This window comes from Streptomyces sp. SCA2-17 (genome assembly GCF_044336695.1).
Map to the genome: position 1 here is coordinate 5,352,287 of NZ_CP117521.1, position 26,636 is coordinate 5,378,922.

Below are 26,636 nucleotides of genomic sequence, written 5' to 3' on the forward strand. Positions count from 1 at the left end.
ATACCATTCCATCAGGCATCTCCCCACGGCTAACGTCTGCATGGTTCCGCGGATTCGGACCCGGAGTCGGCGGCGAGGTCGTTTTGCCTGGAGGGATAGCCTGTGCTGCGTCAAACTGTCACCCCGGATACACCCTGGGAAGCGGTGGCGAATTCCATCGAGTTCATTCCCGCCCAGTATTCTGAGAAGACCCAGTCCGAATCGCTGGCACAGGAAATGCTGAGGTGCGGCCCGGCGGAGATCGACAGGCTTGCCGATGCGGGCCTGCCGTTCGAGCTCCGGTCGGGCGTGCGCTACTTCGACGTGAGCGATCTGTACAACCTCGGCATGTATTCGGGCAGAACGAATACACAGCCCGAGCTGGCATTCCGCATGCTGTTCCGCTTCGCCGGCCGTCCGGTCGGCGATCTGCTGCGCGAGAAGTCGTGGGACTTCCGGGTCCGGCTGGACTGCGTCGCATGCGAAGGGGTGGCACCCTGGCGCTTCGAAGCGCCCGATGTCGTCCGGTTCGGCGGGCGCGCCGAGGGCGGGGCGGCGCCGGAGGCGAGCGCGGGATCGGCCGCGTACGCGGCGACGGTCACCACGGTCGGTGCACGAACCCCCTTGGTCTCCACCGAGCTGCGGCGTCTGACCCGTGAGTACCTCGATGCCGGCTACCGCTGGCAGATGATCCCCGTCGCCATGCAGGCCGACTACGAGCTGGTGCACGACCTGGGCGCGACGAGCTGTATCGCCGCGAGCCTGCTGCTCGCCGAGCGCTTCCGCGCGGCCGGGTACCGGGCCGAGGCGAAGCGGGGCTGGTTCTGCGGCGTGCTCGGCGGTGCGCTCGACCTGCCGCACGCGTGCGTGGAGGTCGAGGACGACGACGGTGCTCTCAAGACCGTCGACATCGCCAAGGCGCAGCTGGCGGCGCGCCTGTCGCCGGACACCGGGGACTTCCAGGAGCTGTGCCTCGGGTCGGTCTACAACAAGGTGATCCCGTCCACGGCCTCCGGCAATGCGTCCTTCGGCTACCACGAATGCGGTTCACGGCTGCCGGTCCAGGTGCGTGCGGACATCCGATCGTTGCGTTGAAGCTGAAATCTTGCACCACTCCGCTTGGAAGGGCGAGTGAAATGGCGGTACGTGAAATCGAACCGGTTGTGCTGGACTTGAACCGGTTGGAGAACCTGGCCGAATCCGGCTACTACAACCCGTATTCAATGTTCGACTGGCCCGACACCATCGAGCCCGGCCTGCCGTGGATGAGCGAGAACCTGACCACGCTGGCCGGCACGCCGATGTGGGACGAGCTGACCCGTGAGCAGCAGATCGCGCTGACCAAATACGAGGCGATCAACTTCTTCAGCCTCAATATCCACGGGATCCGCGAGTTGCTGAACGAAGTCGTGATGCGCATCCACGAGCGGACCTATGCGGACGTCTCGGAGTTCCTGCACCACTTCATCGGTGAGGAAAACGAGCACATGTGGTTCTTCGCGCAGTTCTGCCTGCGCTACGGGGGCAAGCTGTACCCCGCGCAGCCGACGCTGAAGGCCGACTCGGTGGACCACCTCTCGCAGGTGGCCCGCGAGCTGATCGTGTTCGCGCGCATCCTGATCTTCGAGGAGATCGTCGACTACTACAACGCGAACATGGCGACCGACCAGTCGCTGCCGCACATCGCCCGGGAGATCAACCGGGTGCACCACCAGGACGAGAGCCGGCACGTCGCCTTCGGACGGATGATCTTCACCAACCTGCTCGGCCAGGTGGCGGAGCGCGACCCGGACGAGGTGCCGCTGATCGCCGAGTACCTCGAGAACTACCTGCAGTACAGCATCGGCACCCTCTACAACCCGGCCGCCTACCGCGACGCGAACATCCCGGACGCGCTCGCTCTGCGGCGGCGCGCACTGGAACACCCCGCCCGGCTGGAAGCGCACGAACAGGTGCTGAAGCGGACGAGGAAGTTCCTGTCGAAGGCGGGCGTGGGCAGGGAGCTGGTCAAGTGACGACCGAACCGATGCGGGCGGTACGGGAGTTCATCGTCGGCCGCAACCCAAAGCTCGGCCAGCTGTCCGACGAACTGGACCTCATCGACAGCCGCGCCATCAATTCGCTGGCCTTCGTCGAGTTCATCTTCCTGCTGGAGGAGCTGACCGGCGAGCCGATCGACCCGGAAGACCTGGATCTGAACGACTTCCGCACCCTCGGTGCGCTGGAAGCCCGATTCTTCAAGAAGGAAGCGGCCCGATGACCACAGTGACCGACAACGGCCTGGGAGTTCTCGACGGCGGGCAGCTGCGGGTGCTGCGGGCGATCGACGCGGTGTTCCGCCGCCTGGCCGGCGACTGGGACGCGCCGGAGTTCCGGTTCCCGTTCCTGATGCGCTGCAAGGACCTCGACACCTTCGACTACTACGACAACTTCCCGCATCTGGGCCTCGCGGCGACCCGGCTCGACCCGGAGCGCCTCGGCGGCCTGCTGAAGGAGACGGAACGGCCGGTCGAGCGGATTCCGGCCGAGGTGATGGAGCCGACCGCGTTCGCGCTGCCCTCGGCGGCCTGCTACTCGGTCTACGTCGACCTGGCGGGCTCCACGCTGCCCGCCGAGGGGACGATGCGGACCACGGTCGGCACCTGCTTCCGCAACGAGACCCACTACGAGGGCCTGCAGCGGCTGCTCGGCTTCTCCATGCGGGAGATCGTCTGCGTGGCGTCGGAGGACGTGGCGAAGGACCACCTGCTCCGCGCCAAGGACGCCGTGACGACGCTGTGCGCGGAACTCGGCCTGGACTTCCGCCTCGAGGTCGCCACCGACCCGTTCTTCGACAAGAACAGCGGCAAGGCGAAGATGCAGCGGCTGTTCCCCGTGAAGGAGGAGTTCGTCGTCAACGGCCTGGCCATCGGCTCGGTCAACTACCACCGGAACTTCTTCGGTGAGCGGTGCGGCATCCTGGCCGGCGAGGACACGGCGCACACCAGCTGCCTCGCCTTCGGCCTCGAGCGGTGGGTGCATGCCCTGACCGAGCGCTTCGGCAGCACCGACGCCGCCGCGGCCGCGGTCGAGAGCCTGAGCTGATGCGGTCCACGCTGGCCGCGGTGCTCGGCCTGGACGTCGGTGTGCTGCAGTCGGGCATGGGCGGTGTCGCGGGGACGGAGCTGGCCTGCGCGGTGTCCAACGCCGGCGCCGGAGGCTGTGTCGGCGGCTACAAGCTGGTGGACGACGCGCTGTCGGTCGTGCTCGGCCGGCTGACCGCCGGTACCGACCGGCCCGTCGGCGTGAACCTGATCCCGGAGGTGGTCGGGCCGGACGAGCTCGACCGGCAAGTGGCCCAGGTGCTCGACGAGACGCCGGACCGTGTGCACCTGTCCTTCTTCGGCATGCCCGGCGACGCGGTGTTCGACCGGGTCACCGCGGCGGGCCGGCAGCTGGTGGTGCAGGTCGGCACGGTCGAGGACGGTGTCCACGCGGCCGCGCGGGGCGCCGTGGTGGTGGCGCAGGGCACCGAGGCGGGCGGTCACCTGCTCGGCACCTCGCGGCGTGACGACCTGGTGGGCGCACTGCGGGCACTGGTGCCCGGCGCCTGTCTGGTCGCCTCGGGCGGCATCGGCTCGCCCGAGGAGGCCGCACGGGCCCTGGCCGCCGGTGCCGACGGGGTGCTGCTCGGCACTGCCTTCGTCGTCGCCCACGAGTCGCGGGCCCATGCCCGCTTCAAGTCGGCGGTGACCGGCGCGGACGAGACCGACACCGTGATCACCGATGTGTACAAGGTCGGATGGCCGGGCCGGCGGCACCGCGTGCTCGCCACGACCGTCACCGCCGACCCGGAGCAGCCCGCGAAGTTCATCGGCAGAACGATGGTCGAAGGAAAGCCGTACCTGGTGCCGCGCTTCAGCGCGGCGGTGCCCACCGAAGCGACCAGTGGCCGCATCGAAGAGATGGCGCTGTACTGCGGCCGGTCCTGCGGCGAGATATCCGCGGAAGTCTCGGCGGCCGATGTCGTCGCCGCATTCGCACGGGCCCTCCCGGGGGCCGGAGTTATCCATACCGAAGAGAGGGCGTAACGCCATGTCGGCTGATGCAGAGCACGACGAGTACTACCACGACCTGAGCTACCGCGAGGACGCGCCCCCGATACGCACCAGGGAGGGCGTCGAACTCTACTGCGAGTCCGCGGGCGAGGGCATTGCCATCACGACGCTCAACAACTTCTTCTTCACCGCCCCGTTCTGGCGGGACTACACCGACGAGCTCGCCAAGCACCACCGCGTGGTGAGCTACGACCTGTGCAACCACGGCCGCTCCACGCGTCTGGAGCAGGAGCCGACCTGGGAGGAGCACGCCGCCGACCTGGTCGGGCTGCTCGACGCGCTGGAGATCGACTCGACGTACCTGCTCGCCTCGTCGGCCTCCACCCAGCTCGCCCGTGACGTGGCCCTCGCGTACCCGGACCGGGTCCGGGGGCTCGTGCTGGCCGGACCGGTCGTCGGCCCGCAGATGCGGCGTCACCGGATGCTCCAGCGGGCCTGGCTGCGGACGTTGAACAGCCACGACATCCCCATCCTGTTCAGCCACATGTACCCCGAGTTCGTCAGCACGCAGATGATCGAGGAGTACGGCGTTCCGGGCTTCCTCGGCCTTCGGGAGAGCTTCCTGGCCATGTCGACGCCCGAGGAGCTCAACAACGGCCTCACGCTGGCCCAGCAGGGGGATGCCGACTCCGAACTGCTGACCCGCATTCAGGCGCCGACGCTGATCGCCCTGGGCGACGACGACATCCTGCTCGGCCCGACGGCGGGCCACGAGCTGGCCGCGCTGTTCCCGAACGGTCGCTGCGCGATCATGCCGAAGGCCGGCCACGTGCCCTTCCTCGACGACCCCGTGGGCTTCCAGGAGCTCGTACGGAAGTTCATCGAGGAAGCGGAAGAGAATGTCTGACACGGCGGTGGACGTACGGCAGCGGATTCGCGAGCTGCTGGTCGACGTGTTCGGCGGCCCCTCCTTCGTCAGCGGAGTCGGCGACACCGTGTCGCTCCGCGAGGCCGGAGTCCCTTCCACCGCGCTGGTCGCTCTGCTGGTCGCGATGGAGGACGCGTTCGGTTTCGAGTGGGACGACGACGTCCGGCCGGAGGCGCTGCGCTCGATCGATTCGCTGGCACGCCACGTCGTGGCACTGCGCAACTGAGGGCCTCACGGTGACCGCTGAGCCGGCCCTGCACCGGGGCCCGGCACCGGAGACGTCCATGGAGACGTCTCCGGTGCTGCCGCCCCACGGCCCGGCCGAGCAGTTCGCGGCCGGTCGTCGTGCGGCCGCCGCGGCGCTGGCCGCGGCCGGGTCGGACGAGCTCACGGTGGCGCGGGCCCGGGACGGCAGGCCGGTCTTCCCCCAAGGGTTCGCCGGTTCGATCTCCCACACCGGCCGGCTCGCGGTCGCCGTGGTGGTCCCCGGCGCCGAGGCGGTCGGCGTCGACATCGAGCCCGCGGTCATCACCGCTCGTACGGCCGCGTTCATCCTGCGGGAAGAGGAGCGGCGTCTGCTGCTCGCCCCGACCGGGCCCTACACCGCGCGCGACCTGTTCGCCGCCAAGGAAGCCGCGTTCAAGGCGATGAACTGCATCGGCACGCTGGGGGAATTCCTGTTCTGGCAGGTCCGCCTCAGCCTGTCCGACGGCGCGTTGACCGCCACGTACCGCGGCGAATCGGTGCCCCTGTGGATTCGCCCGGAGGCGGATCTTTCGTTCGCCGTGGCGATACGGCATTGACGTCACGAGCGTGACCTTCCGCTCGGTTCCGGGCTGTTGCCCCTCATCTGGAGACCTTTATGACCGGCACACCCTCGTCTGAGGGAAGCGCACGCTTCCAGCGCACGCTGACCACCCCGAAGATCGTGTTCATCATCATCGCCGCGGCCGCCCCCCTGGCCGCGATGGTGTTCACCGTCCCGCTCGCCTTCGCCATCGGCACCGGCCCCGGCGTGCCGGCCATGTTCCTCTTCGCGGGCCTGACCCTGCTGTGCTTCTCCGCCGGCTATGCCGCCATCGCACGGCGGATCAGCCACATGGGCGGCTTCTACACCCACATCGCGCACGGCCTCGGCCGCCGGGCGGCCGCCGGGGCGGGACTGCTGGCCGTGCTCGCCTACAACGCCGCCACGGTCGGGGTCCTCGGCGCCTTCGCCTACTTCACCCGGAGCGTGGCCGCGGCCCACGGGCTGGACCTGCCCTGGCAGGTATGGGCCGGACTCGGCCTGCTCCTGGTCGGAATGCTCGGTTACCGGGAGGCCGACCTCAGCGCCCGGTTGCTGTCCCTCTGCATGGTGTGCGAGATCGCCATCCTGGTCGCACTGGACATCGCCGTCCTGGCCCGCCACGGCGGTGCGGCCCTCCCCTCCACCTCCTTCGCCACCCACACGGTGCTCGCCCCCGGGCTCGGTGTCTCCGTGATGTTCGGCTTCGCTTCCTTCCTCGGCTTCGAATCGGCCGCCCTGTACGGGGAGGAGGCCAAGGCGCCGCACCGCAGCGTGCCTCGCGCCACTGTCATCGCCGTGCTGGTGGTCGCCTCGTTCTACGCCCTGACCAGCTGGGTCGCCGTCGGCGCCCTGGGGCCCGACCGGGTGAGCGCCCGTGCCGCGAGCCACCTCGGCGATCTGTTCTTCCTGCTCAGCGACAGCTACCTGGGGCGCCCGGCGACCGTCACCATGCAAGTCCTCCTGTGCACGAGCCTGTTCGCCTCCTGGCTGGCGCTGCACAACGCCGCCAACCGGTACATGTACGCCCTGAGCCGCGACGGGCTGCTGCCGCGCAGCCTCCACGCCACGCACAAGGAGAGCGGCTCCGTGCACCGGGCCAGCGTGGTCCAGACCGTCTTCAGCACGGTGGTGGTCGCCCTGTTCGCGGCCGCGGGCCTCGACCCGTACGTGAACATGTCGACCAGCATGCTGGGACTCGGCACCCTCGGCATCATCCTGCTCCAGGCAGCGGCCTCGCTGGCCGTGATCGGCTACTTCCGTCACCGGCGCGAGGGACGCTGGCAGACCGTCATCGCGCCCGCGCTGGGTGCCCTGGGGCTGATCACCGCGGCGATTCTGGTGGTGTCGAACTTCAACGTGCTGACCGGGACCACCGACCCCGTCGTCACCGCCTTGCCGTGGCTCTTGCTGATCGTCGGCGGCCTCGGCGTCGCCTTTGCCATCTGGCTGCGCTCGGCCCGCCCGGACCGGTACGCGCGCCTGGGCGGCGTCTCCGCGCCGGCGCAGCCGCCCACTTCCCCGGCCGAGGACGCTGCCGGCCGCCTCTCCCAGGCAGCGCGGTGACTCCGGCCCGGACCGGGAGCCGCGCAGTGAAAGGACCAGCTCCAATGCCTCGTGAAGCCGAAACGCATGCAGACATACCCTTCGGTCCCGAAGACACACCGTGGCAGAAGACGTTCAGCGGCCTGCGGGTCGTCGGCGGCCGCCCCTTCGGCACCGCCCCGTCCTCCGACCCCCGGGCGGCCTACCTCGGCGTTCCCGAAGTACCCCATCACAAGGTGCAGCTGCCGCCCACCGGACTGGATCCGGAGCAGTACACCGAGGCCGAGACGCTGTTCCGCCGCCACGTGGACACCCAGACGCGCAACTTCGCCGGCTACCAGGTCACCAGCGCCCTCGATTACGAAGAGCGCCTGGGGCACTACCTCAACCGGCACCTCAACAACGTCGGAGACCCCTACCAGTCCAGCTCGTACACGCTCAACTCCAAGGTGCTCGAGCGGGCCGTACTCGACTACTTCGCCTCGCTGTGGCACGCGAAGTGGCCGCACAACCCGCAGGACCCCGAGTCGTACTGGGGCTACGTCCTGACCATGGGCTCCAGCGAGGGCAACCTCTACGGCCTGTGGAACGCACGGGACTACCTGTCGGGCAAGCCCCTGCGTACGCACCACCGCGAACCGGACCGTGCGGCGTGCGAGCAGGCACCGCGCGGAGAAGGCCCGAACGCCTTCCACCCGGTGGTGTTCTTCTCCGAAGACACCCACTACTCGCTGACCAAGGCGGTACGGGCGCTGGACATCGACACCTTCCACGCCCTGGGCTCCGCGCGCTACCCCGGCGAGAACCCCCTCGCGCCGGGAACTGCCTGGCCGCGGGAGGTGCCCTCCACCGAGGACGGCGCCATCGACGTGGGGCAACTCGCCGTGCTGGTGCGGTTCTTCGCCAGCCGCGGCTACCCGATCCTGGTCAGCCTCAACTACGGGTCCACCTTCAAAGGCGCATACGACGACGTCGAGGCGGTCGGCCGCACGGTGCGCGGCATCTGCGCGGAGTACGGCCTCGGCAACCGTCGCCTCGACCGCCCCGGCGGCGAGGACGGCGACCCCGACGAGCGGTCGGGATACTGGCTGCACGTCGACGGGGCACTGGGAGCCGGTTACGTGCCCTACCTGGAGATGGCCCGGGACGCCGGCATGGTGGAGCAGGTACCGCCCCTCTTCGACTTCCGGATCTCCGACGTGCACTCACTGACCATGAGCGGCCACAAATGGATGGGGACGCCGTGGGCGTGCGGAGTCTTCATGACCCGCACCGGACTGCAAATGGCCCCGCCCCGGTCGTCCGAGTACATCGGCGCCGCCGACACCACCTTCGCGGGCTCCCGCAACGGCTTCTCCTCGCTGCTGATGTGGGACTATCTGGCCCGTCACTCCTACGACGACCAGGCCCGGCTCGCGGCCGAGTGCGACGGCCTCGCCGCCTACGCGCACGAGCGGCTTCTCGCGGTGCAGGAGCACCTGGGCCAGGACCTGTGGGTGGCACGCAGCCGGCAGTCGCTGTCCGTGCGGTTCCGCCGGCCGCACGCGGACATCGTCCGGCGCTACTCGCTCTCCGGCGAGACCGTGCGCGTCGACGGCGCCGCGCGCGCCTACGTCCACCTCTACGCGATGCGCCACCTCACCAGGCAACGCGTCGACGAACTCATCGGCGAGCTGCGGCAGCCGGGCGCCTTCCCCCCGGCGTCGCCCACCGGGACCACCGCCGGCGGGGTGCGAGCGGCGGAGCCGGCCGGACCGGTGGCCGACGCGGTGACGGGCTGACGCGGACATGTCCGCTCAGCAGCACGACTTCCGGCTCACCGCCGACGAAGTGGCGGAGTTCCACCGGACGGGGTACGCGGGCCCCTTCACGCTCTATGAGCCCGACGAGATCGAGCGGGAGTGGGCCCGGACCCGCCAGGACCTCACGGACCGCAGCGGCGCGGTGTACCGTGACGCGTCCGACGGCTCGGGGGTGGCGTGCCTGGCCAACTACGACCGGCACCTCGACAACGCCTTCCTCGCCGATCACATCACCCAGCCGGGCATCGTGGACCGGGTCGCCTCCGTCCTCGGCCCCGACGTCCTGTGCTGGCGCTCGGACTTCTTCCCCAAGTACCCGGGGAACGAGGGGACGGACTGGCACCAGTCCGCCACCTTCGCCAACGCGTCCGGCCGGCCCCAGATCCAGTGGCCGCGGGGCACGGACCCGGGCGGCTCCCTCACCGTGTGGTGCGCGTTCACCGACGCCACCGCCGACATGGGCGGCCTGCAGTTCATCCCCGGCACGCACCGCACCATGCACTACGACGAGACCAAGCGGATGCGCTACGACCCCGACGGCAACGTCTCCGTGGTGAAGAACGGCGTCCGGCGCGGCTTCTTCGGTTACGACTACCGCGAGCTCCAGATCGACCCGGACTGGCAGCCGGACGAGTCGAAGGCCGTGTCCGTGGAACTGCGGGCCGGGCAGTTCGTCGTCTTCTGGTCGCGACTCATGCACGCCTCGCACCCGCACGCCGGCCGGACCAGGAAGATGCGCATGGGCTTCTCGGCGCGCTACGTGCCCGCGTCCGTGCGGGTCTACGCCGGCGCTTCGGAGGTCGAGGAGTACGGCGGCCGGACGAGCCTCGACCGGTACGGGACGGTCCTGGTCAGCGGCGAGGACCGCTTCGGGCACAACCGCGTCGCCGCAAGCACCACCGCCGGCCACGTCTTCCGCCGCCGCGACGGCGGCGGGCCCGGAGCCGTGCGGAGATGATGAGCGGTGGGCTACTGCGGCACGGGCAGCGCGGCCAGCACCTGTTCCAGTGCGGCCAGTACGTCCTTCGTCGCCGCCTCGGCGGCCGGGATGATGTCGGCCATGAGGAGATAGCCGTGCACCAGGCCCGGAGCGGGCACGTGGTGCACCACGACGCCGTCGGCGGCCATGCGCACCGCAAGCTCGACTCCTTCGTCGTGCAGGGGGTCGAACTCGGCCGTGCCGATCACCGTGGGCGGCAGCCCGCGGTGATCGGCGCCCAGCAGGTTGATCTCCCGGGCCGTGCGGTGCGCCGGGTCCGGCACGTACTGGTCGTAGTACCAGCGCAGGTCGTCGACCTCCGAGAGGTATCCCGAGCCGTACTCGCGTGCGGACCGGGAGCGCAGCTCCGGATCAGCCGGCGGGTACACGAGCAGCTGCGCGGCGAACCCGATGCCGCCGTGGTCGCGGTGGTGCATCGAGATCCCCACCGCCAGGGCCCCGCCCGCACTGTCCCCGGCGATCACGTGGTGACGGCCGGGGAAGGCGCGGTCCGCCCACTCGGACGCGGCGATGCCGTCCTGGAGCGGGCCGGGGTGCGGATGCTCCGGCGCACGGCGGTAGTCGACGGAGACGACGACCGCGCCGAGTCCGGCGGCGATGCGACGGCAGACCGGGTCGTGCGTGTCGACGTCACCGACCGTCCAGCCGCCCCCGTGCAGGTACGTCACGAGACGCCCCCGGTCGGTGGGCGGCAGATACGTCCGGAGGCCGAACTCGCCGCCGTCCCGGCCGTCGATCACCTGGTCCTTCGTCTCGACGTCCGCGTCCCGGGCCGCGTCGCCGCGCACATGGGCCGCCGCCTGCGCGGCGTAGCGGGCGCGCAGCTGTGCCAGGGGAAGGGCGCGCGCCGGTTCGGGGCGGCCGCCCGACTGCCACTGGATCAAGGCGCGGACGAAACGGTCCATGGCCATGAGGGCTCTCCTTGCATCACGCCGGCGGAGGATTCAGCGGTGTGAAGCCGCGCGGCCGGCTGTACGTGTGGTGGGGCTACGGCGCTAGCGACCAGTTCCGCGCGCACTCATGCCGTGACGTCGGCGGGCAGGACGAAGTCCGTGGTGGTCTCGGGCCACTCCGGTACCGACTCGATCTCCAGCGCCGCCACCGTCACCGAGTAGCCGCCGCCGGTGCTGATCAGGAGCACGAGGTCGCCCCGGCTGACTTCCTTCTTCTCCACCAGGCGGGCCACGGCCGCGGTCAGGTCGCCCGCTCCCAAGTGCCCGGCGTAGCGGCCCCAGTTCCACAGCGTGCGCTCGGCCGAGATGCCCAGCGGCTTGAAGAACTGGGCCTCCATCAGCCCGTATCCCATGTTGGGCAGCAGGATCCTGGCGAAGTCGTCGAGCTTGTACCCGCTCCGGTCGAGCACCTCGGAGATGGCGCTCATCGTCGTCTCTTCAGCGCGCTGGAGCACCGACTCCGACCCGACCTCCTCCAGATACGACTTCTTCGGAGTGCGCAGATTCTCGTCGGCGACCACCCCGTACGCGTTGGTGAACGGGGCGGTGCCCCGGTGCAGCGGTTCCAGTGAGGCGTCGGTGGCCGACGCGATGGCGTGGATACGGGCGAATCCACCGGTCGTGGAGAGGACCATCGCCGTGGAGCCGTCGCCGAAGACGATGCCGTACGAACCCCGCCACCGGTCGAACCCGGGCGGGCAGAACCGGTCCGCGGTGGTGATCAGAGCGCTCGTCCCCCGGCCGGCTTCGAGCCGGGCCGTCGCCAGATCGATCGCCGCCATGCCCCCGTTCGACATCCCCTCGATGTTCAGGGCGAAGGCGTCGGTCAGGCCCAGCTCGCGCTGGATGTACGGAGCCGAATTCCAGTGGTGGTCGCGGCCTTGGTGGTAGATCGATGCGTGCAGGACCAGATCGACCCGGCCTCCGACCACGTCCGCGGCCCGGTCGAGGGCCTTTCGCCCCGCGAGCGCTCCCATGTCCGGGACGGATACCTCGTCCGTGGCCACCGGCAGGCAGGGTATTTTGTTGGCCGCGTTGTCGTCGGCAGGGTATTTACCGGCGGCCACCGCTGCCGCCGCCGATTCCGCGGACGGAATCCAGGCAGCAGCCGACGCGATATAGACAGGGATAGTCATGGTCTAATTCTTCTTCCGAGTTCGATGCCCGTCCGGCAAGGGTTCGTGGTGAGCGCGATCAGGCTCCGCGATCCGGGACTCGCGGCGCGGAGCCTTCATCGGGATGCGGTCACGCTACAATGCCGAACCCGGTCTCCCGTACATGCATTTCTCATGACTTCCGGTGACACCGTGGGGTGTGCGCGGGCTGAATTCGAGACGCTGATCCGTTACGCTCGCGGCGGCTGTGCCTGCGTGTTCAACTGTCCACGGAAGACAGTTGAACGAGTCAGCCCGACTCCGGATCCGGTGTTTCCGGTGCCTCCGCCAGGGACTGCGCGAGCAGGCCGTCGACGAAGGCGCGGAGCCCCTGCGCGAAGGTGTCCTGCCCGGCCAGCGCTGCCCACCGGTCGGCGATCGCGGCCAGGTGCGGGTGCCGGAGCGGGCCGTCGGCGTTGCCGAAGTAAGGGTTGAGGCAGGTGGGGTCCTCTTCGTCCATCTTGCGGTGGCGGGTGTGCGCGCGCACGAGGATCTCGCCGACCGTGTAGTACCAGATGCTGCGGAAGATCCGGACGGTCTGCTCCGGGGGGCATCCGGCGTCGACGACTCCGGCCAGGATCGTCTCGACCAGCCACAGGAACGAGTCGCCGAGCCGGGCGATGAACCCGTCGGTGGTGAGGACCTCCGCCGCCCAGGGCCACGCCGCCAGGCCGTCGTGGATCGCGACGGCGGCCGTGACGATCCGCTCCCGCGGCTCGCTCGGCAGCTCGGGGTGCGGAATCCGCTCCGCGTACTCGTGGATCAGCAGGAACAGCAGATCCTCCTTGTCCCGCACGTGCGAGTACAGGGTCGTCGTCCCGACGCCGATCTCGGACGCGAGCCGGCGGACCGTGAGCTTCTCCCAGCCGTACTCGTCGATGAGCCCGCGGGCCGCGGTCAGGATCTGTTCGCGGGAAGTCACGGGGGGCCGGCCGACGGGCCGGCGCGGTGCGTTCGATCGTGGCATCACTCCATCATGCCTCGCCGCGACAGCGGCGTATGACCTGACTGGTCGACACCTCTCCGTCCTCACTGCTAATTTCAGAACGCGATCGGAAACTCTATCGGCACGACCGGATGCAGAGGGGCTGGGTGCGTTGGCAAGCACGCAAGTAGCGAGTGAGAAGACGAGCGCCGCGAGCGGTGCGCGGCCCGGGACCACCCTCGCCGCGGTCTCCGTCGTGCAGTTCATGGTGTCGCTGGACCTGACGGTGGTGAACGTCGGACTCCCCCAGATCGGCAGCGGCCTCGGCTTCAGCGAGGTGGGCCTGACCTGGGTGATCCACGCGTACGCCCTCACCTTCGGCGGCCTGCTCCTGCTGGGTGGCAAGATCGCCGACCGGTACGGGCACAAGCGCGTGATGCTGTTCGGGCTCGGCCTGTTCGGCGTCTCCTCCCTCGTCGGCGGCCTCGCCCAGGCCCCCGGTCAGCTGGTGGCCGCGCGCGCCGCGCAGGGCATCGGTGCCGCTGCCGTCGCGCCGGCGGCGCTGGCACTGCTCGCCTCGACCTTTCCCAGCGGCAAGGAACGCGTGAAGGCCTTCGGCATCTGGAGCGCGGTGAACGCCTCCGGCGGCGCCGTCGGCGTCCTGGTCGGCGGACTGCTCACCCAGTACGCGGGCTGGCAGTGGGTGATGTACATCAACCTGCCGATGGCCGCTCTCGCGCTGGCCCTGGCCTGGCGCGGCATCGCCCAGGACGCCCCGGCCGCGCGCCGCGGCCGCCCGGACGTACTGGGCGCCGTGCTGGCCACGGCGGGTGCGGCCCTGCTCGTGTTCGGTGTCGTCCGTACCGACCAGTACCCGTGGACCTCGCCGACCACCCTGATCACCCTGGCGATCGCCGTCGTCCTGCTGGCCGCGTTCATCCAGGTCGAGCGGACCACCAAGCGCGACCCGCTGATCCGCCTCGGCCTGTTCGCCAACCGCTCGGTCACGGGCGCCAACCTCTTCATGCTGCTGTTCGGCGGGGCCATGGCCTCGGCCCTGTACTTCGTCTCCCTCTACCTCCAGCGGGTGCTCGGCGGCAGTCCGGCCCGCGCCGGAGCCGAGTTCCTGCCCTTCATGCTGGGCGTGATCGCAGGCTCCACCCTCGCCGTCAAGTTCGGCTACAAGTTCGCCCCGCGGAACATGCTGATCGCCGGTGGCACGCTGGGCGCGCTCGGCTACCTCTGGTTCGGCCTGATGCGTTCCGACGGCTCGTTCCTGGTCGACGTCCTCGGACCGTCCGTCCTCGCCAGCGTCGGCATCGGCCTGTGCCTCGCCCCGGCCGTCTCCATCGCCACCGGGGGCGTCCTGCCCCACGAGGCGGGCGCCGCCTCCGGCGTGCTCAACAGCACGCGCCAGATCGGCGCCTCGCTCGGCCTCGCCGCCCTCAGCACCGTTGCCGCCGACCGCACCGGCGACGCGCTCACGCCCGGCGGCCTCAACGACGGATACACGCTCGGCATGCTGGTCGGCGCAGGAATCCTCGCCTGCGCCGTGCTCATCGCGGTCTTCGTCCTGCCCCGGCCCGCCCCCGCCACCGCCGACGGAGCGCAGAAGCCGTGATGTGACGGCCCGTGACACGGCACCTGGTCCGAACCTCACGCACACGGCCCCCGGCGATCGGCGCATTTCACGCGCCGATCGTGGACGGGGGCCGTGTTCGCGTGTCACCCGGACCCCTCTATAGACGACATCCAGACTTCCCCCAGTCGCGCTCCCCACAATGACGAGTGAGTTCGCGTAATTACTCAGGGGGATTGCATGGGAATCGATGTCCTGGTGTCTGATGACCTGTATCTGTCTCGCTTCGCGCTGGCCGCACTGCTGGAGCGACGCGAGGAGCTCCGCGTCGTCGGGCCCGCGGAAAGCAACGTCGCTGCGCTGCAATTCGCCGAGACGCACCGGCCCGACGTCGCGGTCATCAGCTTCGAGGGCGAGGACAGTGACGCGATCACCGTCGCCGAGAAGATCGCGAATCTGGGCTGCCGGAGCATGCTGCTCGCCACCGCGGTGACGCGGTCCGTCGTCCGCCAGGCCTTCGCTTCCGGTATCGCCGGCGTCGTGGAACGCAGCGTGTCACCGCGCCAGTTCGTCGAGGCGATCCACCGCGTGCATCAAGGAGAGCGGGTCTTCGACGCGGAGCTGACGGTGGCGGCGCTGAACAACAGCGACTGCCCGCTCAGCGAACGCGAGTTCTCCGTGCTCGAACGTGTCGCCCGGGGTGACACGGTCCCCGAGATCGCGGCCCGGATGTACCTTTCGGAGGGCACGGTGCGGAACTACCTCTCCTCCATGGTGGCGAAGATCGGGGCACGCAACCGTGTCGACGCGCTGCGCATCGCGCGGGACTCGCGCTGGATCTGACCACATGCCGCAATGCCCGCCGCCCCCGGTCCCGGCCTGAGCCGGGTGCCGGGGGCGGCGGGCGAAGAGCGTCTTGGAGCCGAGGGGCCGCGCGACAGGGGTCAGGGCGCGCCGACCTGGAGATGGACGAGGGCCGTCGCTTTGGCGGCGCTTTCCATCGCCTCCACCGCGGTCCTGCCCAGGGTGATTGCGTAGCCCACCCGGTCCTCGGAGCTGTTCAGGTCCGAGAGCTCGTCGCCCGGCCCGCGGTCGAAGTCCCAGCGCAGGACGTCGTCCGCGGGCGTGAGGGAAATGGCCGTGAGGGTTCCGGAGGCGGGCGGCAGCACGAAGCTGATCGCCGCCCCCGGCGCGGCCGGGGCGGCGGTCCGCGCCGGGGCCGTTCCCAGCAGGGACGCCACCGCGCGCTCGTACTGGTCCTGGCCCGTGGCCAGTTCGACGAGTTCCGGGATGCAGTCGCCGCCGACGCGGGTGTGCGTCTCGATGACGACAGGGCCGTGCACCGGGTCCAGCCGCAGTTCGGTGTGGCTGGCGCCGTAGCCGATCTCCAGCCGGTCCAGGACGCAGCGCACCGCCTCCCGGAGCCGTTCGGCGTCGCTCTCGGCCAGGGGGGCGGGGACCATGTGTCCCGTCTCCACGAAGCCGGGGCTGCCCGTGGTCTGCTTCGCGGTGATCGCCAGTACGGCGTGCCGGCCCGCCGTGCTGACCGCTTCGACGCTGAACTCCGGCCCGGTCGCGGCGTGTTCGGCGATGAACCGGACGGCTCCGGCTCGCCCGGACGCCGCCCTGTGCGCCACCTCGGCCTGCCACTGCGCCAGCTCGGCGTACGACCGCAGTGCCGCCACCCCGGCGCTGCCCGCACCGTCGGCCGGCTTGACGATCCAGGAGACGCCGTCCGGCTCGGCCCGCACCGCGGCGGCGACGTCATCGGCCGTGCCGGCGGCGTACGGCCAGGCGTAAGGGGTGTCCGCGAGCAGACGGCGCATCGTCACCTTGTCGCGGGCGCGGGCCGCCGCGGCGGGGGAGACGGACGGCAGCCCGAGGTCGGTCGCCATGCGGGCGCAGACTTCCTGAGCGTATTCGGTGAACGACACCACAAGGCGCGGCGGCCCGAGTTCGGCGATCAGACGGTCCACGGCCGACCTGGCCGCGTCGTGGTCGGTGATGGAGCAGAAGACGACGCGCTCCGCGTGCGCCGCCACCTCGCGGGGCACCGCCACGCCCGGCGGCACCAGCACCACCGGCCGGTGGCCGTGCAGCGCGATCGCTTTCGCCCCGCCGGGGCTGGGCCCGAGCAGACATATCCACATCATGGTCATTCCCTTCGTTTCCGTGCACATCGAGCGGATCACCGGACGCCGTACGTCCGGTGGCGCCCGGTGATCCGCTCGAAGGCGTCCTGTGCCCTCAGGGGCGGACTGCCTTTCGTACCTGCTCGGCCAGGAAGTCAGGCCGGCTCGCGTTGAGATGATGGCCGCCGTGACCGGCGATGCTCAGGTCGAGCTCGCGGGCCAGCCGCGCCCAGCGGTGCACGTGCTGTTCGTGGTCCCGGGTGAGCGGGTCGTCCGCGGCGAGCAGCAGCGTGAGGGGGCAGTCGAGCGCGCTGCCGGGCGGCGTCGCCAGCAGCCGTGTCCAGGAGCGGGCCGCGGCGGCCGAGTCCCGCCGGAAGTCCCGGGCGAGCCGGCGCAGCCCGGCCGCCGGCAGCACGGCCGTGTCCAGGCCGGTGTTCTGCCCGAGCCACTGCCACACTTCCTCGTCGCTACGGCGCAGGGATGCCTCCGGGTCGTAGTCCGCGGGGTCGTCGGAGCGGGGCAGGGACGCGACCAAGAAGACGTGTGCGGGCTCCTGGCCGCTGCGGCGGAGCGCGAACGCGGTGTCCAGGGCCGGTGCGGCGCCCGCCGAATGGCCCAGGAGCACGAGGGGCCCCTCGGCCCGGTCGGCTATCGCGGTGGCCAGCTCCTGTACGCCGGCCCCGTCGGCCAGGGCGCCGCCGAAGTCGGCGGCCAGCACCCGCACGGGCGCCCCTGCCTGGTGCAGCGCCCTGGTGAAGTCGAGATAGCTGGCGGCCGTGCCCCCCGCGAAGGGGAAGCACACGACCGTTGCCGCGGGGCCGGAGGTCCGCAGCCCGGCCGCCGCGGTCAGATCGGTGAGCGGGGAGACGCTCCGGTCCGCCGTCGGCCCGCTCCCGGCCGGCCCGGCGTCCGCGCCCGGAGCCGTCCGGGCGGCCGCCGCGGCCAGCGCCCGCGGCGTCGGATGGGCCACCACGTCGCGCAGGGTCACGCCGGGCAGCCTGGCCGCGAGCCGCATCGCGGCCAGGGAGTGGCCGCCGAGATCGAAGAAGCCGGCGGTGACCGAGACGGTGTGTCCGGGCACGCCCAGGACCTCGGCGAACGCCGTGACCATCGCGGACTCGGCGGGGTTCCCGGGAGCTTCGACCGCCTCCGGGGTCCGGTCCGCGAGGGCACGGCGGCTCAGTGCGGCGCGGTCCACCTTCCCGTTCCGGGTCACGGGGAAGTTCTCCAGCCGCTCGAAGACGTCCGGCACCATGTACCGGGGCAGCAGCCGCGCCAGCGCGGCGGACAGCACCTCCGGTGCGGGCTCGGCGGTGCCCGTGTACCAGGCGGCGAGCCTGTCCCGGCCGCCGTCGCGGCGCACCAGCGCCACGGCGTGGTCCACCCCCGGCACCGTGGCCAGCGCCCCCTCCACTTCGCTCAGCTCGATCCTGAAGCCGCGCAGCTTCGTCTGGTGGTCCCGGCGGCCGGCGCAGTCCAGCACCCCGCCGGGCAGCCAGCGACCGATGTCACCGGTGCGGTAGAGGTGCCCGGACACCGAGGGGAACGCGTCGAGGGTGTTCGGCACGAAGGCCCGCGCGGTGCGCTCGGGGTCGTTGAGGTAGCCGAGCCCCACGCCCGTGCCCGTCACCATGATCTCGCCGTAGGTGCCGAAGGGAACGTGCCGGCCGTCGGCCCCGACGATGTGGATGTTCGTGTTGGCGATGGGGCGGCCCACCGGCACGCGTTCCCCGGTCGCCGGACCGGTCAGCACGTGGTGGGTGACGTCGTCGGAGGTTTCGGTCGGCCCGTAGGCGTTGACCATCGGCACGCCGTAGCGCTCGAACCAGCGGTGGGTCAGAGCGGGCGGGAAGGCCTCGCCGGTCACCAGGTTCCAGCGCAGGGCGGGCAGCGTCCGCGGACGGTCGTCGAGTTCGCCGAGCAGCGCGTCCAGGAACGAGGGAACCACCTCCAGCACGCTGACGGCCTCGTCCTCCAGCGCCCGGGCGAAACCCGGCAGATCGGTGACGAGTTCGGCGTCGAAGACGACCGTGCGGCCGCCCACCAGCCAGGCCGAGAGCAGCTGCCACACAGAGATGTCGAAGCACTGGGTGGCCACTTGCGCCACCACGTCTCCGGCCGTCATCCCCAGATCGTCGATCTTGGCGAGCAGGTGGTTGAGCATGCCCTCGTGGTGGATCAGCGCGCCCTTCGGCTCACCGGTCGAACCGGAGGTGAAGATCAGGTAGGCCGGGGAGGCGGGACCGGGAGGGGCCTCGGACGGGAACGGCCCGGCCGGCTCGGCGATCAGCTCCTCGTAGCAGAGCACCGCCGGAGCCTCCTCGCCGTCACCGGCCAGCCGGCGCACCAGCGTGTCCCGGTGCCCGGCGCCGGTGAGCACGTGGCGGCACGCGGACCGCGCCAGCATCGTCCGCAGGCGTGCGGCCGGATCGGTCGGTTCCTGGGGCAGGTACACCGCGCCGAGCCGCAGCACGGCCAGGACGCTCACCGCCCACGGAATTCCGCGGTCCATCGGCGTGGCGACCACGTCACCCGCCCGCACACCCGCGGCGTGCAGCCGGCCGGCCAGGTGAGCGGACCGCGCGTCCAGCTCCCGGTAGGTCAGCGTGCTCGTCCGGTGCCGTACGGCGACCTCGCCGGGCCGGTCCGCGACCTGTGCGGCGAACAGCCCGAGCACTCCGCCGTCCGGCCGCTCCCGCGCGGGGCCGGCGAGGCCCGCCGTGAGCAGCTCCAGCTCCTCGTCGCCCATCAGCGTCACGGCGCGGTGCGCCGACTCGGGCTCCGTGGTCAGCAGTTCCAGGGCGCGCCGGTAGTAGCCCGCGATCCTCTCGATCTGCTCGGGAGGGAAGACGTCGCGGTGGTAGTGCAGCGACAGCGCGACCTCACCGCTGAAGGCGTCCTGCCAGAACTCGGCGCGGAAGGGGAACTCGGTCTCGCTGGCGACCCGGCTGCGCTCCAGCCGGAGACCGTGCTCGCGGCGCAGATCGTCGAGCACGTGGAAGTGCGTGAAGTTGAAGACGGCCTCGAAGAGCGGCTCCTGGACCTGCCGTACGCGCTTCGTCTCGCCCATCGGGTAGCGCCGGTGCGGCAGCAGCGCCGTCTCCGCGCGGTACACCTCCCGGACCAGGTCGGCCCAGCTGCCGTCGTCGAGGCTGACCCGGAACGGCACCGTATTGAGGAAGAGACCCGCGATCCGGTCGCCGCCGGCGACCTCCGGCCGGCCGCTGTGCTCGTAGCCGGTCAGCACGTCGCCGGAGCCGGTGACGAAGCCGAGCACCGCCACGTGCGCCGCCATCAGTACCGACTTCACCGGCACGTTCAGGCGTTCGGCGACGCGCTCGACCGCGGCCGGGACAGGGCCGTCCAGCGGGACGTCGTGCATGGCCACGCCGGAGGCGTCCGCGGGGTCGAAGGGGTACCGGGGCAGGCGGGCGCCCTCGTGGTCGTCGAGCAGACCCTGCCAGAAGTCACGGCTGTCCGCCGACGCCACCGCGGCGCGTTCGAGGCGGACGAAGTCCTGGTAGCCGGAGCCGAGCGGCGCGAACCCGGGGTCCCGCCCCGCGCGCAGCGCCAGATAGGCGGCGAACAGGTCGTGGTGGACCACGCTGACGCTCCACCCGTCCAGCGCGGCCGCGTGGTAGCTGAGGCTGTACTGGTAGCCGTGCTCGCCCAGCAGGTGCAGCCGGATGCGCACCAGACCGCCCTCCGCGGGGCGGAAGCCGCGGGCGAGCTCGCGGTCGTAGAAGCCGGCCAGTTCCCGTTCCTGCGCCGTCTCGTCCAGCTGCGACAGGTCCGTGACCTCGACGAGGTCCGTCGTGCCGGCGTGGACGATCTGCAGCGGCTCGCTGTAGCCGGACACGTGCAGCGAGGTGCGCAGCATCGGGTGACGGGCGGCGACCGCGTCGGCCGCGGCCCGGAAGGCGTCCAGGGCGAGGGGCTCGCCGATCCGGTAACTGACGATGTCGTGGTAGAGGCCCGGCCGGCCTCCGGTCAGCTCCACCTCGTACAGCAGGCCGGCCTGCAACGCGGACAGGGGGTAGGCGGCCTCGGCGTCCGGCGGCAGCCGGCGTGCGTCGTCCGGGGCGAGCGGGCTCGGCTCCTCGGCCGCGTCGCCGTCCGCCGGGCCCTGTCGTACGCGCGGCTCCAGGCCGGCGAGCGTGGGATGGGCGAACAGATCCTGGAAGGAGAAGTCGAGCCCGCTGTGCTGTGCCTCGGCCAGCACCCGCACGATCTTGATCGAGTCGCCGCCCAGGGCGAAGAAGTTGTCCTCCAGGCCGATGTTCTCCACGCCCAGTACGCCCGCCCAGATCTCCGCGAGCCGGACCGTGACCGGGCTCGACGGCGCGCGGCCCGACGCGGTGGCCGTCCGGGGCGGTGGCGGGAAGGCCTTGACGTCACGCTTGCCGTTGTGGGTCGTGGGTATGGCGGGCACGGCGACGACGAACTGCGGGACCATGTAGGAGGGCAGTTCGGCCGCCAGCCGCTCGCGCACCGCTGCCTCGTCGTAGCCCGTGCCGGGCACCACGTAGGCGCACAGGCTGCGGTCTCCGCCGTCGTCGAGGGCGAGGACCGCGCAGGCGGCGACACCGGGCGTGGACTCGGCGACGTGCTCGATCTCCGCGGTCTCGATGCGGAATCCGCGGATCTTCACCTGCGTGTCGATCCGGCCCAGGTACTCGAGCGTCCCGTCGGGCAGCCAGCGGGCCAGATCGCCGGTACGGTAGCCGCGCCCGCCCGGGAGCTGCGGATCGTCGACGAACCGTTCGGCGGTCAGCTCCGGTGCGTTGAGGTAGCCGCGGGCAAGGCCCGCTCCGCCGATGCACAGCTCACCCGGTGTTCCGATCGGGGCGGTGGTGCCGGCGCGGGTGCGCACCCTGAGGACGATGTTGTCGATCGGCCGTCCCAGCGGGACGGGGAACCGCGGGTCGAGGGCCGCGCACGGGAAGTGCGTGACGTCGACGGCCGCCTCGGTGGGGCCGTACAGGTTGACGAGTTCGGCACCGAGCGGGCCGGTCAGCAGCTCGGCGAAGCGGACGGCGTGCGCCATGCCCAGGGCCTCGCCGCTGGCGAACACCCGGCGCAGCGACGCCAGCGCGGCGGCGTCCCGCTCCACGTACTGCAAGAACACCTGGAGCATCGACGGAACGAAGTGCATCACGGTGACGCGGTGTTCGCCGATCCTGGCGACGAGCGCCGCCGGGTCCTTCTCCGCACCCGAGGGAAGGGTGGACACGGACGCCCCGGCGAGCGTCCACCAGAAGATCTCCCACACGGAGACGTCGAAGGTGAACGGCGTCTTGTGCAGGATCACGTCGTCCGCGGTCAGCGGGTACGCGCGCTGCATCCACACCAGCCGGTTGACGACGGCCCGGTGGTTCAGCATGACCCCCTTGGGGCGGCCGGTGGAGCCGGAGGTGTAGATGACGTAGCACAGGTCGTCCGGTCCCGCGCCGCCCTCGGGTGCGGGAGCGTCGCCGTTGAGGATGCCCGGTTCGCTCACGTCGAGGAACGTTCCGGCGGCCGGGAGCACGTCCCGTGTCGCGCTGTCGCCGACCACGATGCGCGTCTCGCTGTGCTCCAGCATGTAGGCGACGCGGTTGGCGGGAAGCGTCGGGTCGATCGGGAGGTAGGCGCCGCCCGCCTTCAGCACCGCGTAGATCGTGGTGAGCGTGAGCGGTGAGCGCGTCAGGCACACGCCGACGACCGTGCCGGCGCCGACGCCGGCGGCGCGCAGCCGGTGCGCGAGCTGGTTGGCGCGCCGGTCCAGCTCCGCGTAGGTGGTGCCGTCGTCGCGCACCGCGACCGCCTGCGGGGTCTCGGCAGCCCGGCGTTCCAGGAAGCGGTGGAGCGGGATGTCGGCGGGGAAGTCGCGGGAGGTGGCATTGAATCCGGCGATCGCGGCGCACTCGCCGGGGGCCGCGTCCAGGAGGCCGGCCACCGGGGCGTCCGGGTCGCGGGTGACCGCGTCCAGGAGCCGGACGCAGGCGTCGGCCAGCCGCTTCGCGGTGTCCGTGGTGAACAGGTCGGCGCGGTAGCGCAGCACCAGCCGCGGCTCCTCGGAGCGCAGCCGTACGTCGACGTGGATCACGCACCCGGCTTCCGCGGCCCGGGCCGCGGAGAGTTCCCCGTCGACGCTTGCCGCGAGGTCGGTGGGGGTGTGTCCCTCGGTGCGCATCAAGTGGGTCACCGGCACGTCCAGGTGTGCGGTCGCCTCTTGGTACGCGGCCCGGGCGGTGGCGAGCAGAGCGCGCGGCGTGGTCTCCCGGGTGACGGTGAGGCCGAGCGGAAAGGCGGCGTCAGAGGCCCCGGCGGAATGCCGGTACCCGGCCACCACCTGCACCTGCTCGGTGTCGGTGGCGCGTGCGCCGAGCACCGCGACGACGGCCGTGACCAGCACCTGGGCCAGCGCGGGCCGGTCCTTGACCAGGGCGCGGCAGCGGTCGGCGCATGCGGCGGGAAGCGGCACCAGGACCTGGTCGTGGGAGAGCTCGCCGGCGTGTGCCAGGAAGTCGCGTGGCAGGGCGGTGGGCTGCTCCCAGCCGGCGAGGCGGGACGACCAGTACGCGGTCTGCTCCGGGAAGGCATGGATGGCTCGGCTGAGCTGGAACGCGGTGCTCATGGTTCCCTTCGTGTCTACTTCGGCGGCCCTCACAGGTCGAAGTCCGGAATCTCGGCCGCCGGTGTCGTGCGTCCGGCCCGGATCACCTCGGCCGCGGGATCGTCGATCAGCTCGGTTACGGCTTCCAGATACGCGTCGAGCAGCCACTGGGCGGACGCGCTGTCGTACAGGTCGGTGGCGTACTCCAGGTCGAGCCTGAGTTCGCCGGGGCGCAGATACGCCTGGAGGTTGAGGTCGAAGCGGGTGGTCCCGGGATTGACCAGTTCCGTACGGGCGGTGAGCCCGGCCCCGCGTACCACGTGGAAGTCGATGTCCTGGAGCGCGAACAACACGTCGAACAGCGGATTGCGTCCCGTCCGGGGCATCTCCCCGAGTCGCTGTGCCAGCCGGGGGTACGGAGGCCCCTGGTGCATGAGTGCCTCCCGGACCAGCCGGTCCGCCTGGGCCACCAGGTCGCCCAGCGTCGCCGCGCCGTCCAAGCGCACGCGCAGACAAGCCGTGTTCACGAACATGCCCACGACGGAGTCGAGCTGCGGGTGGACCCGCCCGCTGGTGGGCGTTCCGATGGTGAAGTCGCGGCGTCCGGAGACCCGCGCCAGCGTCGCGGCCCACGCGGCGAACATCACCCCGAACGCCGTGGTGCGGTGCCGGCGTGCCGCCGCGCGGACGTCGGCGCAGCGCCGGGCGTCCAGCAGGGCGCTGACCACCGCTCCCCGGGCGGCCCGGGCCGGTCCGCGCGGGCGGTCCACCGGCAGTACCGGATCGGTGGGCACGCCCGTCAACTGCCGCATCCAGTAGTCCTCGTCCCGCGCGTCGTTCCCCTGGGAGGCCCGGTCGGCGGCCCATTGCGCCGCCGCCCTGTAGTCCGTCGGCTGCCCGGGAAGCGGCTCGCCCGCGTACGCGGCCAGGAGCTCCTCGACCAGAATCCGGAGCGAGACCCCGTCGAAGACCACGTGGTGGGTGTCGAGGTGGAGGTCGTGCTGGTCGGGGGCGGAGGTGCGCACCAGCAGAGCGCGCAGCAGGGGAGCGCCGTCGGGGCGGTACGGGCGGAAGGGACGTACGAAGCCGGCGACGATCCGTTCGTCGGGCGCGGGCAGAAAAGTGAACTCCGGAGCGGCGGGCGGAGCCGGCTCCTGGCGAACACCGCCGGCCTCGACGGTGAACTGCATCCGCAGCGCCTCGTGCCGGGCCACCAGAGTGGTCAGCGCCGCTCGGAGCCGTTCGGGGTCCACGGGCCCGGTCAGCTCCAGGCGCACCGGGATGTTGTACGCCGGTGACTCGGGTTCGGCCTGCCAGATCGCGAACAGCCCCTGCTGCTGCGGGTGGAGGGGAACCGCGCCCGGTGCCGGCCGGGGGATGTCCGGCACCGGGGCGGGGCTCGTGGTGGAGAGCGTGCGGGCCATTCCCGCGAGGGAAGGCGCCGCCATCGCCTCGGCGTAGCTCACTGCGACGCCCTCCCGGCCGAGCCGGCCGATGAGCGCGCCCAGGAGCAGCGAGTTGCCGCCGAGTTCGAAGAAGCCCGAATCCGGGCCGATGGCCGCGGCGTCGAGGTCGAGCACGCCGGCCCAGAGCCCGGCCAGCCGGGCCTCCTCGGCCGTGAGTCCGCGGCCACCGCCCCCGCTCCCGGACGCCTGCCCGGCCGTGGCCGGAGGCAGGGACCGCCAGTCGACCTTGCCGCTCGGCGCCAGCGGCAGCCGGTCCAGCAGCACGAAGCGGTCCGGGCACAGGTACTCCGGCAGCCGCCCGCGCAGCTCGCGCCGGAGCACCGCGGCTTCGGCGCCGGGCGCCACCACATACGCGGCCAGGGAACGCTCCTCGCCCGGCTCGCCCACGACCCGGGTGTGCGCGTCGGCCACGCCCGGCAGCGCCCGCAGCCCGGCGTTGACCTCGGCGAGCTCCACCAGATGGCCGCGGATCTTGACCTGGTCGTCCTGCCGGCCGTGGAAGTGCAGCAGCCCGTCCTCGCCGGCGTGCACCATGTCGCCGGTGCGGTAGTAGCGCACCCCGTCCAGCAGGACGAACTTTCGTGCGGTCAGCTCGGGGTCGGCCAGATAGCCGCGTGCCAGCCCGGCACCGCCGGTGTACAGCTCGCCGACGGTTCCGGCGGGCACCGGGCGGCCCTGCTCGTCGCAGACGCGCACGGTCGTGCCGGGGATCGGCCGGCCGATCGGCAGCGGGGCGCCGGTGTGCTCGCGCACGGGGAACGTGGTGGTGAAGGCGGTGTTCTCGGTCGGGCCGTAGCAGTTGACGACGGTGAGCGAGGGGTTGGCCGCGCGGACCTGCTGCACATGGCCGGGGGACACCACGTCCCCGCCGGTCAGCAGGGTGGTGAGCGAGCCGAAGACAGCCGGGTCCTCCTGAGCCATGCGGTGGAACAGCGGGGCGGTCATCCAGGCGGTGGTCACGCCCTGCTCCCGGACCGCCTGCGCGAAGCGCCACGGCACGACGGCCGTCTCGTGGTCCATGACGTGCAGCGACGCGCCGTTCAGCAGCGCGCCCCAGATTTCGAACGTCGCCGCGTCGAAGGCGAGCGACGCCGACTGGAGCATCCGCTGGGCCGGTGACAGGTCGGTGTAGCCGGTGTCCTTGACCAGGCGCAGCACGCCACGGTGCTCGACCATCACGCCCTTGGGCCGTCCGGTGCTGCCGGACGTGAACATCACATAGGCCAGCGGAGAGTGCTCGGAAGCGGGCTCCCAGTGGGCCGCCGGCGCCTCGTCCGGTGCGTCGCCGAGGCTCAGCAGCTCCTGAAGTCCGTACGTGCGCACGGGCTCCGGCGCCGTGAACCGCTCGCGCACCGGGTCCGGGCACACCACGGTGCGCAGTGCGGCCGTCTCGGTGATCTGGCGGACCCGGTGCTCGGGGTACGCCGGGTCGATCGGCACGTACGCGCCGCCGGCGAGTACGACGCCGAGCAGGGCCACGATCGAGTCGGCCGAGCGGTCGAAGGCGAGGCCGACCAAGGTCTCGCGCTGCACGCCGATGCGGCGCAGCCCGGCGGCGATGCCGGCCGCACGCTCGTAGAGCTGCTGGTAGGTCAGTACGCAGGGACCCGCGACCAGGGCCGTGGCGGACGGACGGGCCCGGACCTGTTCGAGGAAGGCATCCTCGATGAGGCCGTCCCAGGACGAGGGGTGCGTCATCGGTGTTCTCCAGGTGTGACCGGGGGTGGGGGGTCGAGCAGGGACGCGGGGCG

Annotated in this window: 19 protein-coding genes; 13 read left to right on the plus strand and 6 right to left on the minus strand. The window is 71.4% G+C overall.

Annotation, left to right across the window (positions count from 1 at the left end; translation table 11 throughout):
- Positions 1–144 precede the first annotated feature (144 nt).
- The 11 genes from PS271_RS24130 to PS271_RS24180 are packed head-to-tail and all read left to right on the plus strand — an operon-like array spanning position 145 to position 10,036.
- Positions 145–1,074, plus strand: a complete 930-nt coding sequence (locus PS271_RS24130; RefSeq protein ID WP_398384546.1) for a hypothetical protein — start codon at positions 145–147, stop codon at positions 1,072–1,074.
- 41 nt (positions 1,075–1,115) lie between these two features.
- Positions 1,116–1,994, plus strand: coding sequence for a diiron oxygenase (locus tag PS271_RS24135; protein WP_398384548.1), 879 nt, complete (start codon positions 1,116–1,118; stop codon positions 1,992–1,994).
- Positions 1,991–2,239 (plus strand): acyl carrier protein, encoded by a 249-nt coding sequence (locus PS271_RS24140; protein ID WP_398384550.1) that lies wholly within the window; start codon positions 1,991–1,993, stop codon positions 2,237–2,239. The genes PS271_RS24135 and PS271_RS24140 overlap by 4 nt, the downstream gene beginning before the upstream one ends.
- On the plus strand, positions 2,236–3,063 hold the full coding sequence (locus tag PS271_RS24145) for a class-II aminoacyl-tRNA synthetase family protein (RefSeq protein ID WP_398384552.1): 828 nt from the start codon (positions 2,236–2,238) through the stop codon (positions 3,061–3,063). The genes PS271_RS24140 and PS271_RS24145 overlap by 4 nt, the downstream gene beginning before the upstream one ends.
- Positions 3,063–4,049, plus strand: a complete 987-nt coding sequence (locus tag PS271_RS24150; protein WP_398384553.1) for an NAD(P)H-dependent flavin oxidoreductase — start codon at positions 3,063–3,065, stop codon at positions 4,047–4,049. Before PS271_RS24145 ends, PS271_RS24150 begins: the two co-directional genes overlap by 1 nt.
- 4 nt (positions 4,050–4,053) lie before the next feature.
- Positions 4,054–4,923 (plus strand): alpha/beta fold hydrolase, encoded by an 870-nt coding sequence (locus tag PS271_RS24155; RefSeq protein ID WP_398384555.1) that lies wholly within the window; start codon positions 4,054–4,056, stop codon positions 4,921–4,923.
- Positions 4,916–5,170, plus strand: coding sequence for an acyl carrier protein (locus PS271_RS24160; RefSeq protein WP_398384557.1), 255 nt, complete (start codon positions 4,916–4,918; stop codon positions 5,168–5,170). Before PS271_RS24155 ends, PS271_RS24160 begins: the two co-directional genes overlap by 8 nt.
- A 10-nt stretch (positions 5,171–5,180) precedes the next feature.
- Positions 5,181–5,747: a 4'-phosphopantetheinyl transferase superfamily protein gene (locus tag PS271_RS24165; RefSeq protein WP_398384558.1), complete on the plus strand. Its 567-nt coding sequence runs from the start codon at positions 5,181–5,183 to the stop codon at positions 5,745–5,747.
- Positions 5,748–5,806: 59 nt separating this feature from the next.
- Positions 5,807–7,297, plus strand: coding sequence for an APC family permease (locus tag PS271_RS24170; RefSeq protein ID WP_398384559.1), 1,491 nt, complete (start codon positions 5,807–5,809; stop codon positions 7,295–7,297).
- Between the two features lie 44 nt (positions 7,298–7,341).
- Positions 7,342–9,057, plus strand: coding sequence for a pyridoxal-dependent decarboxylase (locus tag PS271_RS24175; RefSeq protein ID WP_398384561.1), 1,716 nt, complete (start codon positions 7,342–7,344; stop codon positions 9,055–9,057).
- Positions 9,058–9,064: 7 nt separating this feature from the next.
- Positions 9,065–10,036, plus strand: coding sequence for a chlorinating enzyme (locus PS271_RS24180; RefSeq protein ID WP_398384562.1), 972 nt, complete (start codon positions 9,065–9,067; stop codon positions 10,034–10,036).
- Between the two features lie 11 nt (positions 10,037–10,047).
- Here PS271_RS24180 and PS271_RS24185 read toward each other — a convergent pair whose 3' ends face one another.
- From PS271_RS24185 to PS271_RS24195, 3 genes are all read right to left on the minus strand, one after another.
- Complete coding sequence (locus tag PS271_RS24185; RefSeq protein WP_398384563.1) at positions 10,048–10,989, minus strand: alpha/beta hydrolase; 942 nt, start codon at positions 10,987–10,989, stop codon at positions 10,048–10,050.
- Between the two features lie 107 nt (positions 10,990–11,096).
- Positions 11,097–12,167, minus strand: a complete 1,071-nt coding sequence (locus PS271_RS24190; protein WP_398384565.1) for a ketoacyl-ACP synthase III family protein — start codon at positions 12,165–12,167, stop codon at positions 11,097–11,099.
- 268 nt (positions 12,168–12,435) lie between these two features.
- Positions 12,436–13,152, minus strand: a complete 717-nt coding sequence (locus tag PS271_RS24195) for a TetR/AcrR family transcriptional regulator (RefSeq protein ID WP_398384567.1) — start codon at positions 13,150–13,152, stop codon at positions 12,436–12,438.
- Positions 13,153–13,282: 130 nt separating this feature from the next.
- On the opposite strand from PS271_RS24195, the gene PS271_RS24200 reads away from it, so the two are divergent.
- Together PS271_RS24200 and PS271_RS24205 are read left to right on the plus strand one after the other, a co-directional pair.
- Entirely contained in the window at positions 13,283–14,731 is a 1,449-nt protein-coding gene (locus tag PS271_RS24200) for an MFS transporter (RefSeq protein ID WP_398384569.1), read from the plus strand.
- A 198-nt stretch (positions 14,732–14,929) separates the two neighbouring features.
- Positions 14,930–15,532: a LuxR C-terminal-related transcriptional regulator gene (locus PS271_RS24205; protein ID WP_398384571.1), complete on the plus strand. Its 603-nt coding sequence runs from the start codon at positions 14,930–14,932 to the stop codon at positions 15,530–15,532.
- 101 nt (positions 15,533–15,633) lie between these two features.
- Here the strand turns inward: PS271_RS24205 and PS271_RS24210 are convergent, their stop codons facing one another.
- The 3 genes from PS271_RS24210 to PS271_RS24220 form a co-directional block, all read right to left on the minus strand.
- Entirely contained in the window at positions 15,634–16,848 is a 1,215-nt protein-coding gene (locus tag PS271_RS24210; protein ID WP_398384572.1) for an ATP-grasp domain-containing protein, read from the minus strand.
- 88 nt (positions 16,849–16,936) lie between these two features.
- Positions 16,937–23,440 (minus strand): non-ribosomal peptide synthetase, encoded by a 6,504-nt coding sequence (locus PS271_RS24215; protein ID WP_398384574.1) that lies wholly within the window; start codon positions 23,438–23,440, stop codon positions 16,937–16,939.
- Positions 23,441–23,469: 29 nt separating this feature from the next.
- Positions 23,470–26,583 carry a non-ribosomal peptide synthetase gene (locus PS271_RS24220; protein ID WP_398384576.1) on the minus strand — a complete coding sequence of 1,038 codons (3,114 nt, stop codon included), beginning with the start codon at positions 26,581–26,583 and terminating at the stop codon, positions 23,470–23,472.
- Positions 26,584–26,636 lie beyond the last annotated feature (53 nt).